The organism is Rhizobium sp. PDO1-076, assembly GCF_000247475.1.
Classification (GTDB): domain Bacteria; phylum Pseudomonadota; class Alphaproteobacteria; order Rhizobiales; family Rhizobiaceae; genus Allorhizobium.
Genome location: NZ_AHZC01000047.1, coordinates 1 through 11,183 on the forward strand (window position 1 = coordinate 1; position 11,183 = coordinate 11,183).

Here is an 11,183-nt window from a genome sequence, read left to right on the forward strand (position 1 = left end):
GCCCCGTCGGTCGATCATCGTTGACACGTCATGGGCATGGATCCCGGCGAGTTCGAAGGAAAAGATCGAGCCCTTGCCCGGCGCATTGCCGATGATCCGGAGCGAATTGATCGCCGAAAGCCGCTCATGGGCATAGGCACGCAGGCTTTCTTCATGAGCTGCAATCGCCTCGCGGCCGATGCTTTCCATGTAGTCGAGCGCATAGCCGAGGCCGATCGCCTGGACGATCGGCGGGGTTCCCGCCTCGAAACGATGCGGCGGTTCGTTATACGTAACGAGGTCTTGCGTCACTTCGACGATCATTTCGCCGCCGCCCATGAACGGCTGCATTTCCTTCAGCCGCTCCATCTTGCCATAGAGCACGCCGATGCCCGACGGGCCATAGAGCTTGTGGCCGGTGACGGCATACCAGTCGCAATCGAGATCGCGGACATCGACCGGCAGATGCACGGCGCCCTGGCTGCCATCGACCATGACCGGAATACCGCGTGCATGGGCGATCCGGCAGACGTCCTTGATCGGCACCACGGTGCCGAGCGCATTCGACATATGGGTGATGGCGACCAGCTTGGTGCGCTCCGTCAAGCTTTTTTCAAACGCCTCGAGATCGAAGGCGCCATCGTCGGTGACCGGCGCCCAGACCAGCTTGGCGCCGCGGCGCTCACGCAGGAAATGCCACGGCACGATATTGGAGTGATGCTCCATGATCGACAGCACGATCTCGTCGCCCTCGCCGATATGGCTCATGCCCCAACCATAGGCGACCGTGTTGATCGCCTCGGTCGAGGATTTTGTGAACACCAGTTCGTCGATAGAGCCGGCATTCAGGAACCGTCGCACCTTCTCGCGCGCGCCCTCATAGGCATCGGTCGCGGCATTGGACAGGAAATGCAGGCCGCGATGCACATTCGCATATTCATGGCTATAGGCATGGCTGATCGCGTCGATCACCATTTGCGGCTTCTGCGCCGACGCCGCATTGTCAAGATAGACCAGCGGCTTGCCATAGACCTCGCGCGACAGGATCGGAAAATCCCGGCGTACGGCCTCAACGTCATATCCTGCCTTGACCACGCCGGTGTCAGCCATGATGCTCCAGCCAATCCGTGATGATTTCTTCCAGCGCCTCGACGAGGGCCTCGTCTTCCAGCTCTTCAACGATCTCGGCAACGAAACCGTTGATCAGCAGGCCACGCGCCGTCTTTTCGGGAATGCCGCGCGACATCAGGTAGTAGAGATGGTTCTTCTGGATGTCGGTCACAGTCGCGCCATGGGCGCACTGCACGTCATCGGCGAAGATCTCGAGCTCCGGCTTGACCGAAAATTCGGCATCGTCGGACATCAGCAGCGTGTTGCAGGCCATGCGCGCATCGGTCTTCTGCGCGTCGGGGGCAACCCGGATCATGCCCTGGAACACGCCCTTGGCACGATCAAAGACAATGTTGCGGATGATCTCGGTCGAGGTCGTATGCGGCACGTTGTGGCCAAGCGTCATCGTCACATCGGTATGGGTGTCACCGCCGAGCAGGTTGACAGCGCGCAGGGTGAAGTCGGAGCCTTCGCCCGTCGTCTTCACATGCACTTCCTGGCGCACCAGCTTGCCACCGGCATTGATGATGAACAGGCGGAACTTGGCATTGGGGCCGAGATCGGCGCGGATCTGGCCGAGATGGCTGTCGGCGTCGCCTTCGCCCTGGAGAATGACCCAGGTGACCTCGGCGCCGTCACCCAGCGTCAGGTCGGCGACAACGGTCGCAAGTGCCGCCGAATCCGACTGGCCGACATGGCGCTCGACGATGGTTGCCTTGGCGCCCTTGCCGAACGTGGCCGGGAAGCGCAGATGCAGGTGACCTGCCGCATGGACCGACTGCAGTTCGATCAGCTCCTCGATCTCGGCGCCATCAGCAATCTCCAGGCTGAAGCCGTCGCGCACGAAGGCGCCGTTGATCCGGCCGATCGTGTCTTCGCTGTTATAGGCGGTCAATGCCGGCGCGGCGGAGCCATCCTTCAGGCTGTCGCGATAGGCAGTGACCGTCAGACCCTCCGGCAGAGAGCCGGCATCCTGCGCCACGCCCTGGCGGATCGCCAGAACCGTGGCATTGGTGACGATCGGCCTAACGCCTTCCGCCACGGCCGATATCTCGTCGGCCGGCAGAGCGCGCAGTAGTGCCTTGAGATCGGTATAATGGAAGCTTTCGACCCGTCGGGTTGGCAGACCCTGGCGCTTCAGAGTGTCGAACAGACCGTCGCGCTGCAAGAGCACGGCACCATCGCCCGGCAGGCTGCCGATCTGGTTGGTATAGGCGTCGATGAGCTGGGTCTCGGCTGCGGTGAGCCGATTGGCCGCTTGCAATGTCATCGTTGCAACTCCTTCAAACTTGAGAGCCTATCAGGCTGCCTGACCGGTGATGTCGGCATAGCCGTTGGCTTCGAGTTCCAGTGCAAGATCCTTGTCACCGCTCTTGATGATCTGGCCCTTGTAGAGGACGTGGACGCTGTCCGGCACGATATAGTCGAGCAAACGCTGGTAGTGGGTGATGACCACGGTGGCTCGGTCCGGACGCTTCAGCGCGTTGACGCCATCGGCAACGATCTTCAACGCATCAATGTCGAGGCCGGAATCCGTTTCGTCGAGAATGCACAGCTTCGGCTCGAGCAGCGCCATCTGCAGGATCTCGGCGCGCTTCTTCTCGCCACCGGAAAAGCCGACGTTAAGCGGACGCTTCAGCATGTCCGGGTTGATCTTCAGCTCGGCTGCGGCTTCCTTCACCCGGCGGATGAATTCAGGCGTGGTCAGTTCGTCTTCGCCACGCGCCTTGCGCTGCGAGTTCATCGCGACCTTGAGGAACTGCATGGTCGCCACACCCGGGATTTCGACCGGATACTGGAAGGCAAGGAAGATGCCCTTGGCAGCGCGTTCGGCCGGATCGAGTTCGAGAATGCTCTCGCCGTTATATAGAATATCACCCTCGGTGACTTCATAGTCCTCGCGGCCCGACAGGATGTACGACAGCGTCGACTTGCCGGAACCGTTCGGGCCCATGATGGCAGCCACTTCGCCGGCCTTGACGGTCAGGTTCAGGCCGCGGATGATTTCGGTGCCGTCTTCGGCGATACGGGCATGGAGATTGCGAATTTCAAGCATGTCTGTGTTCCTGTTTCAGGCAGCCGGATCACTTCGACCGCGCGTAAGAATGATGAGCAACCCCCGCCAGATCGTTTCCAGCCATTCGGCGGAAAAAAATGCAACGAAGAGAACGAAACAGATCGAAATGATCAACAGTATGAGCGACGAGCGTTCGTAAATGCGCGCCATTCTGTTTTTCAAGTACGTGTGCTTCTTTCTGTCTGGCTTGGCTTGCTCCGTTTCCATCAAATGAATTGTGGTCCTGACCTTAGCCCACGCTCCCCTCGAGCGAGATATTGATCAGCTTCTGCGCTTCAACCGCAAATTCCATCGGCAGCTCCTGGATAACATCGCGGACGAAGCCGTTGACGATCAGGGCGATCGCCTCTTCTTCCGGGATGCCGCGCTGCATGGCATAGAACTTCTGGTCTTCCGAGATCTTCGAGGTGGTGGCCTCATGCTCGATCTTGCCGGTGGAGTTCTTCACTTCGATATAAGGCACCGTATGGGCGCCGCACTTGTCGCCGATCAGCAGCGAGTCGCAATTGGTGAAGTTGCGCGCATTTTCCGCCTTGCGATGCATCGAAACCTGACCGCGATAGGTGTTCTGCGACACGCCGGCCGAAATGCCCTTGGAGATGATCCGGCTCCGGGTGTTCTTGCCGAGATGGATCATCTTGGTGCCGCTATCGACCTGCTGGTGACCGTTGGACACCGCGATCGAGTAGAACTCGCCCTGTGAATCGTCACCGCGCAGGATGCAGGACGGATATTTCCAGGTGATCGCAGACCCGGTCTCGACCTGGGTCCACGCGATCTTCGAGCGATGGCCACGGCAATCGCCGCGCTTGGTGACGAAGTTGTAGATGCCGCCCTTGCCGTCCTTGTCGCCCGGATACCAGTTCTGGACGGTGGAATACTTGATCTCGGCATCGTCGAGCGCCACGAGTTCGACCACAGCGGCGTGCAACTGATTTTCGTCGCGCTGCGGCGCGGTGCAACCTTCGAGATAGGACACATAGGCGCCCTCCTCGCAGATGATCAGCGTGCGCTCGAACTGGCCGGTGTTCTTCTCGTTGATGCGGAAATAGGTCGACAGCTCCATCGGGCAGCGAACGCCCTTCGGCACATAGACGAAGGAACCGTCTGTAAACACGGCGCAATTCAGCGTCGCATAATAGTTGTCGGTGACAGGAACGACCGAACCGAGATATTGCTTCACCAGATCCGGGTGCTCGCGTACAGCTTCCGAGATCGACATGAAGATCACGCCGGCCTTCTTCAGTTCTTCCTTGAAGGTCGTGACGACCGAGACCGAGTCGAACACGGCGTCGACGGCAATCTTCGAGGTCTGCACGCCGGCCAGGATTTCTTGCTCGCGCAGAGGGATGCCAAGCTTTTCATAAACCTTCAACAGCTCGGGATCGACATCGTCGATCGAGGTCGGGCCGGCCGTGCTCTTCGGCGCGGCATAATAATAGATATCGTTGAAGTCGATCTTGGGATAATTGACGCGCGCCCAGGTCGGCTCTTCCATCGTCAGCCAGCGCCTGTAGGCGTCGAGGCGCCATTCCAGCATCCATTCCGGCTCGTTCTTCTTGGCCGAGATGAAGCGGACGATATCTTCAGATAGACCCTTCGGGGCCTTGTCGACTTCGATGGTGGTTTCAAAACCATACTTGTACTGATCGACATCAATCTGGCGGACCTGATCGATTGTTTCCTGCACAGCAGCCATGGTCGTTCTCCAATCTTGCCGGGTCAAAGTCCGGCAGCTTGTTAACGTTGGGCGGGATGTCCGCCATATGTAATGTTCGGAGGCACTATTTCACCCCCTCTTGGCAAGGTAAAAATTGGCAAAAACCAATTTCTTCCTCAATTTCACGCGGCCTGCCCCGATAGCTTGCGCCGTCCGGCCACCTTGGCGAAGACTTCAATGGCCCGGTCGACTTCCGCATCGGTGGTCGAAGGCCCGAGCGAAAGCCTGAGCGCGCCCGTCGCTGCGTCTTCACCCATGGCCGTCAACACATGACTGGCGCCGACCTTGCCCGAAGAGCAGGCGGCACCGGCCGACAGCGCAACCCCTTCGAGATCGAAGGCGATCTGTCCGGTTTCGGCCTTCAGGCCCGGCAGATGGAAAAAGCTGGTATTGGCCACACGCTGTTCGCTGCGGCCATAGATCAGTAGATCCGGCGCATGTTGTGCCATCGCCGCTTCCAACCGATCCCGACGCGCAGCAATGGCAGCGTTTCGGGCCTCAAGCCCGTCAGCCATCAACCGGGCAGCGGCACCAAAACCGGCGCTCGCCGCAACATTTTCGGTGCCGGCGCGATGCCCCTTTTCCTGGCCACCGCCGCGGACCAATGGTTCCGGCATCAGCGTCTCGCCGCGCGCAATCACCGCACCGATGCCTTTGGGGCCACCGATCTTGTGGGCGGAGATGATCAGGAAATCTGCACCGAGCGCATCGATGGAAACAGGCAGGCGACCGGCCGCCTGGACCGCATCGACGACCAGCAGACCACCATGTTTGTGCACAATCGCAGCAGCCTCGGTAATGGGTTGCACGATACCGGTCTCATTGTTGACCAGCATAAGCGCCACCAGCGGCAGACCGGACGTCGTGTCATGCTCTGCAAGATGCGCAGCAAGGGCATCAAGGTCGATCACACCCGAAGATTTAACTGCAATCTCACTCACCCGATCTGCGGCAAAGCGCCCACCGGCGCGAATGGCGGGGTGCTCGATCGCAGAAACATAAAGCCGGCCGATGGAAATGGCCGAGCGCCCCATGCGATAGACCGGCGACAAAAGATGGTTGGCAGCCTCGGTCGCGCTCGCCGTAAAGGTCACCGTTGCAGACGATGCACCGACTAGCGCACCAACATCGCGGCGCGCTTGCTCGACAAGCGTTCTGGCCGAACGACCTTCCGCATGCACCGAAGACGGATTTCCAGGCAGAGACAGCGCCTCGATCATGGCGTCGCGCGCGCAGCCGAGAAGCGGCGCGGTCGCGTTCCAATCGAGATAGATGCGCTCAATCGCCATCTGTTCTGGAAACCTCTGATTAGCACCGGCGCATTTTTCTTGAAATTTCGGCCGGGCTTGCACTATGACACGTTCATCCCGGATGCGCAGCATCCAGTTTCGAACAATTCTAAACTTCGTTTTAGAAAAGCTGACTGATCTCGTCAAGTCAGGTTTCTAAATTGATGGAACAGAACTGCAAAATTCTTACTGACCGGAGTCTCAATGCCCGAAGTCATTTTCAACGGCCCTGCGGGTCGCCTCGAAGGACGTTACCAGCCCTCGAAGGAAAAGAGCGCGCCGATCGCGATCATCCTGCATCCGCATCCGCAATTCGGCGGGACGATGAACAACCAGATCGTCTACCAGCTCTTCTACATGTTCCAGAAACGCGGCTTCACCACGCTGCGCTTCAACTTTCGCAGCATCGGCCGCAGCCAGGGCGAGTTCGACCACGGCGCCGGCGAATTGTCGGATGCCGCCTCGGCGCTCGACTGGGTGCAGAGCCTGCATCCGGATTCGAAGAGCTGTTGGGTCGCCGGCTACTCTTTCGGCTCCTGGATCGGCATGCAGCTTCTGATGCGCCGCCCGGAAATCGAAGGCTTCATGTCGATCGCGCCGCAACCGAACACCTATGACTTCTCGTTCCTCGCCCCCTGCCCGTCGTCCGGCCTGATCATCCATGGCGACAGCGACAAGGTCGCCCCGGAAAAGGATGTCCAGGGCCTGGTCGACAAGCTCAAGGCGCAGAAGGGCATCCTGATCACCCACAAGACGATTCCAGGCGCCAACCACTTCTTCAACGGCCAGGTCGAAACGCTGATGGGCGAATGCGAGGACTACCTCGACCGCCGCCTCGAAGGCGAACTGGTCCCGGAACCCGCTGCCAAGCGCATCCGGTAAACAGATAGCTGTGAAACAACTGAAGACGCCGTTCGAAAGAGCGGCGTTTTTTTGTTGGGTATCCCGCATCCGCGGGTCGGATTGACAAAAATCGCATCGCAAGTTCCAGTTGGTCCATCGACACAGAGCACCCAACTGCACGCCGGCGACAGATAGACATGCCTGATAATCCGACCTTCGATGCAATCGGCTTTGCCGGCGGTGGCAACCGCTGCTACTGGCAGAGCGGCTTTTTCCAGTCGCTCAACGCCACCCATCCGGTAAAGCCTAAATATTACGTGGCCGTATCGGCCGGCGCATATCATTGCGTGATGAACGTGGCGGGCGTTGGTGAGCGAGTGCGGGAAGCGGCTTTTTCATTTGCCGAGAGAGGTCTGCCCGGCCTTGACTGGTCGAAGCTGCGCATGCGGCAGTCGCCGCTGGTCGTCGGTGCCCTCTTTCGACAACTGCTGACCGAACAATTCGGCACAGCCGAACTAGCGGCCCTGAAGGCCGCCCCGCCGATCCTGATCCAGCTGTCGCGCCCGCCGGCATGGATGCCCGGCGGTCTGGCCGCGATCGGCTCTATTGCGGCTTACCAACTCGAAAAGGCCGTAACCAGTGGCGTGCATTCCAGGGCCGGCGGCTATCTCGGCCTCAAGCCGACGTGGATCTCGACCCACGACATCGAGGCACCGGCGGATCTGGTCGATGCGATCATGGCAACCTCCTCCGTGCCGCCGTTCATGCCGATCGGACGAATCCGTGGGGTGGCTCACCTGGACGGGGGACTGGTCGACAACCCACCGCTGCGCAAGCTTGCGGAAACCGAACGTCAAGGTGGCCGGACATTGTTACTCTCCACCCGATATGGACGCCCGCCGCCACACGCGCCCAACAGGCATGTTGTCAGTCCAAGCGAAGATTTGCCGGTCAACAAATTCGCCGTCGGCGATGCAAAAGGCCTGTGTCATGCCTTTGAACTCGGCTTGCGCGACGGTGCAGCCTTTGCGAAAACGCTGGCGACAGCATAGCAGCGGGAGAGAGCCATGCGGCGGACCTATTGGGGCGGTTGCCACTGCGGCGCAGTCGCGTTCGAGGCTGACCTGGATCTCGGCCTCGGCACGGTGAAATGCAATTGCTCGATCTGCGCCATGCACCGCATGTGGGGCGCAAAGGCCGACTCGGATGAGGTGCGCATCACAAAGGGCCGCGAGGCACTGACTGATTATTCCTTCGGCGGCCATGTGGCACATCATTACTTCTGCCGGACCTGTGGCGTGCATCCTTTCGCCTATGTGGACATCCCGGAGGACGGACGACGCTATTGGAATGTCCAGATATGTTGCCTTGAGGGTGTGGATGCCGACGAGGTTCGCAATGCCCCGTTGACCTACGAGGATGGACGCTCCAACCGCTGGGACCGCGTTCCGGCAGATGTCAGCCTATTGTAGGCTCGGTAGTACGCGACGCATCCGCCCTGGCAAACACGCCGCCGGTGACCGGCTCCCTGACACCGGTCGTTGTCGGAAAGGTCATCGGCAGCCCCATGGTCGCCCGCACGGCGAGATAGGCCCAGGCCTCGGCCTCCATCGCATCGCCGTCAAAGCCCGCCTGCTCGGCGCGCACCACGGACGCTCCATGCTGTTCCGCCAATTGCGCCAGGTCATCCATGATGATCCGGTTCAACCGCCCCCCGCCACAGATGACGAAGGTCTTCGGAAAAGCGGGAAGATGCGCTGCTGACTTGAGGATTGCCGCCGCGGACACATAGGCCAGCGTGCGCGCACCATCCGAAAGTTCCGCCTGATCTCCTGCCGGCGGTGAAAAGTCATTACGGTCCAGGGAACGGCGTGTGCTGGCCGTGAAAAAAGGATTGGCGAGATAGCGCTCAGCCAGCGGCATCAGCACCCTGCCCTCCGATGCGATACGCCCGCCCTCGTCATAGGGAATGCCGGCATGCGCCTCGACCCATTGATCAATCAACGCATTGCCCGGCCCGCTGTCGAAGCCGATGATCGCCCCATCGCGATCGAGATAGGTCAGGTTGGAGATACCACCGATATTGACGAAGCAGACCGGCCATTGTTCGGGCGGCATGCCATGGGCAAGTGCCTGATGATAGATCGGCACCAGGGGCGCACCCTGGCCGCCATGCACCATGTCATTGGCCCGCATGTCGAAGACGACGTCGATCCCCGTCTCCCGCGCCAGCAGCGCACCGTCACCGATCTGCACGGTCAGCGCCTGATCCGGTCGATGCAGCACTGTTTGGCCATGAAAACCGATAAGGTCGATATCCGCTGCCGACAGCGCGTATCGTTGCAGGAACAGCGAAACGGCCTCGCCATGGCGCAGGGTCAGATCCCGCTCGAGACCGGCCAGATCCCCCGGCCGCTGCTCGCGGACGGCGATCGCCTTGGCGTCCTCCAGCCCCTGTTTCAGCCGATCACGAAAGGCGGGTTCGTAAGGCATGGACAGAAACGGTCCACGCTCCACCACGGTTTCGCCATCGGTCTTCACCAGCGCCACGTCGATGCCATCCATCGATGTGCCGCTCATCAGGCCGATCACCGTTTTTAATGCCGTCATGGGACCATCACCGATTCGCATGCCACCTATCGCGCACATTCATGGTCGAAACGGGTGCACAATTCAAAAAAACAATGCTAAAGCGCCGACGGAATTTACTGCAGAACCTGAAAGCTAGGCCGTCATGACGAAGTTCAAGTCCGATTTCCTCCGCACGCTCGACGAGCGCGGCTTCATTCACCAGATCTCCGATGAGGCAGGTCTCGACGAACTGTTCGCCAAGGAAACCGTGACCGCCTATATCGGCTTCGATCCGACGGCACCCAGCCTGCATGCCGGCGGTCTCATCCAGATCATGATGCTGCACTGGATGCAGCAGACCGGCCATCGCCCGATCTCGCTGATGGGCGGCGGCACCGGCATGGTTGGTGATCCGTCCTTCAAAGATGACGCCCGCCAGCTGATGACCGTCGACACGATCGAAAGCAACATTGCCTCGATCAAGCGCGTGTTCTCCAACTACCTGAGCTACGGCGAAGGTCAGAAGGACGCGCTGATGATCAACAACGGCGACTGGCTGCGCGATCTCAACTACCTCGAATTCCTGCGCGATGTCGGCCGTCACTTCTCGGTCAACCGCATGCTGTCATTCGACAGCGTGAAAACGCGCCTGGACCGCGAGCAGTCGCTGTCGTTCCTCGAATTCAACTACATGATTCTGCAGGCCTACGATTTCGTCGAGCTCAACCAGCGTTATGGCTGCCGTCTGCAGATGGGCGGTTCCGACCAGTGGGGCAACATCATCAACGGCATCGACCTCGGCCACCGCATGGGTACACCGCAACTCTACGCGCTGACCTCGCCGCTTTTGACGACCTCGTCGGGCGCCAAGATGGGCAAGTCGCTGAACGGCGCCGTCTGGCTGAACCCGGACATGCTATCGGCCTATGATTTCTGGCAGTACTGGCGCAACACCGAGGATGCCGATGTGTCGCGCTTCCTGAAGCTCTACACGACCCTGCCGATGGACGAGATCGCAAGGCTGTCGGCACTCGGCGGCTCGGAGATCAACGACGTCAAGAAAGTCCTCGCCACCGAAGTCACCGCCATGCTGCACGGACGTGCGGCAGCGGAGCAGGCAGCGGAGACAGCACGAAAGACCTTCGAGGAAGGCGCGCTATCGGACAACCTGCCGACCATTGAGGTCGTCAAGGATGAACTGGAAACAGGCATCGGCCTGCTTGCGCTGATCGTCAAGGCAGGCCTTGCTGCCTCGAATGGCGAAGCCCGTCGTCACATCCAGGGCGGCGCGGTCAAACTCAACGACGCCGGCGTTACGGATGAAAAGATGGTTGTCGGCACGAGCGAAGTGACCGCCGATGGTGTGATCAAGCTGTCGCTCGGCAAGAAGAAGCACATCCTGGTCCGCCCGGTCTGATCCGGTAGAACACCAACCACATCAGCGACCGCATCAAACCCGCCATTGGCGGGTTTTTTGTTACCTGAACTCGAAGATCTGGCGAAACACGCCCGGCGCGATGATCGACAGCGGATTGATCACGAGATTGGGTCGCTCGACAGCCCCCGTCAGCTTGAATGTGATGCCCAGAAGGCC

10 protein-coding genes are annotated in these 11,183 nt (G+C 60.1%); 4 read left to right on the forward strand and 6 right to left on the reverse strand.

What is annotated here, in order from left to right:
- The 5 genes from PDO_RS04270 to PDO_RS04290 form a co-directional block, all read right to left on the reverse strand.
- The coding region (locus tag PDO_RS04270; protein ID WP_007598285.1) for a SufS family cysteine desulfurase at positions 1-1,089 on the reverse strand (1,089 nt) is incomplete at its 3' end.
- Positions 1,082-2,359: a Fe-S cluster assembly protein SufD gene (gene sufD / locus PDO_RS04275; protein ID WP_007598286.1), complete on the reverse strand. Its 1,278-nt coding sequence runs from the start codon at positions 2,357-2,359 to the stop codon at positions 1,082-1,084. The genes sufD and PDO_RS04270, both read right to left, overlap by 8 nt.
- A 30-nt stretch (positions 2,360-2,389) precedes the next feature.
- The gene (gene sufC, locus PDO_RS04280) at positions 2,390-3,145 is read right to left on the reverse strand and encodes a Fe-S cluster assembly ATPase SufC (RefSeq protein ID WP_007598287.1); all 756 of its coding nucleotides are present in this window, start codon (positions 3,143-3,145) and stop codon (positions 2,390-2,392) included.
- Between the two features lie 250 nt (positions 3,146-3,395).
- Complete coding sequence (gene sufB, locus PDO_RS04285) at positions 3,396-4,865, reverse strand: Fe-S cluster assembly protein SufB (RefSeq protein WP_007598288.1); 1,470 nt, start codon at positions 4,863-4,865, stop codon at positions 3,396-3,398.
- Between the two features lie 143 nt (positions 4,866-5,008).
- Entirely contained in the window at positions 5,009-6,175 is a 1,167-nt protein-coding gene (locus tag PDO_RS04290) for a cysteine desulfurase family protein (protein WP_007598289.1), read from the reverse strand.
- Between the two features lie 204 nt (positions 6,176-6,379).
- Here PDO_RS04290 and PDO_RS04295 point away from each other — a divergent pair, with 204 nt between their 5' ends.
- The 3 genes from PDO_RS04295 to PDO_RS04305 all read left to right on the forward strand — a co-directional run bounded on the left by PDO_RS04295 (position 6,380) and on the right by PDO_RS04305 (position 8,490).
- Positions 6,380-7,057, forward strand: coding sequence for an alpha/beta hydrolase (locus PDO_RS04295; protein WP_007598290.1), 678 nt, complete (start codon positions 6,380-6,382; stop codon positions 7,055-7,057).
- A 158-nt stretch (positions 7,058-7,215) separates the two neighbouring features.
- On the forward strand, positions 7,216-8,070 hold the full coding sequence (locus PDO_RS04300; RefSeq protein WP_007598291.1) for a patatin-like phospholipase family protein: 855 nt from the start codon (positions 7,216-7,218) through the stop codon (positions 8,068-8,070).
- Between the two features lie 15 nt (positions 8,071-8,085).
- Positions 8,086-8,490, forward strand: coding sequence for a GFA family protein (locus PDO_RS04305; protein WP_007598292.1), 405 nt, complete (start codon positions 8,086-8,088; stop codon positions 8,488-8,490).
- On the opposite strand, the gene PDO_RS04310 is transcribed toward PDO_RS04305, so the two are convergent.
- A complete protein-coding gene (locus PDO_RS04310; protein WP_052023382.1) occupies positions 8,477-9,628 on the reverse strand; it encodes an anhydro-N-acetylmuramic acid kinase in 1,152 nt (383 codons plus the stop codon). The genes PDO_RS04305 and PDO_RS04310 overlap by 14 nt on opposite strands.
- Before the next feature lie 124 nt (positions 9,629-9,752).
- On the opposite strand from PDO_RS04310, the gene tyrS reads away from it, so the two are divergent.
- Positions 9,753-11,006: a tyrosine--tRNA ligase gene (gene tyrS, locus PDO_RS04315; RefSeq protein ID WP_007598294.1), complete on the forward strand. Its 1,254-nt coding sequence runs from the start codon at positions 9,753-9,755 to the stop codon at positions 11,004-11,006.
- Positions 11,007-11,183: the final 177 nt, after the last annotated feature.

Bases quoted from the DNA above. Each gene is read 5' to 3' on its own strand.
- sufD (WP_007598286.1), bottom strand. From the start codon at position 2,359: ATGACATTGCAAGCGGCCAATCGGCTCACCGCAGCCGAGACCCAGCTC.
- sufC (WP_007598287.1), bottom strand. From the start codon at position 3,145: ATGCTTGAAATTCGCAATCTCCATGCCCGTATCGCCGAAGACGGCACC.
- sufB (WP_007598288.1), bottom strand. From the start codon at position 4,865: ATGGCTGCTGTGCAGGAAACAATCGATCAGGTCCGCCAGATTGATGTC.
- PDO_RS04290 (WP_007598289.1), bottom strand. From the start codon at position 6,175: ATGGCGATTGAGCGCATCTATCTCGATTGGAACGCGACCGCGCCGCTT.
- PDO_RS04295 (WP_007598290.1), top strand. From the start codon at position 6,380: ATGCCCGAAGTCATTTTCAACGGCCCTGCGGGTCGCCTCGAAGGACGT.
- PDO_RS04300 (WP_007598291.1), top strand. From the start codon at position 7,216: ATGCCTGATAATCCGACCTTCGATGCAATCGGCTTTGCCGGCGGTGGC.
- PDO_RS04305 (WP_007598292.1), top strand. From the start codon at position 8,086: ATGCGGCGGACCTATTGGGGCGGTTGCCACTGCGGCGCAGTCGCGTTC.
- PDO_RS04310 (WP_052023382.1), bottom strand. From the start codon at position 9,628: ATGACGGCATTAAAAACGGTGATCGGCCTGATGAGCGGCACATCGATG.
- tyrS (WP_007598294.1), top strand. From the start codon at position 9,753: ATGACGAAGTTCAAGTCCGATTTCCTCCGCACGCTCGACGAGCGCGGC.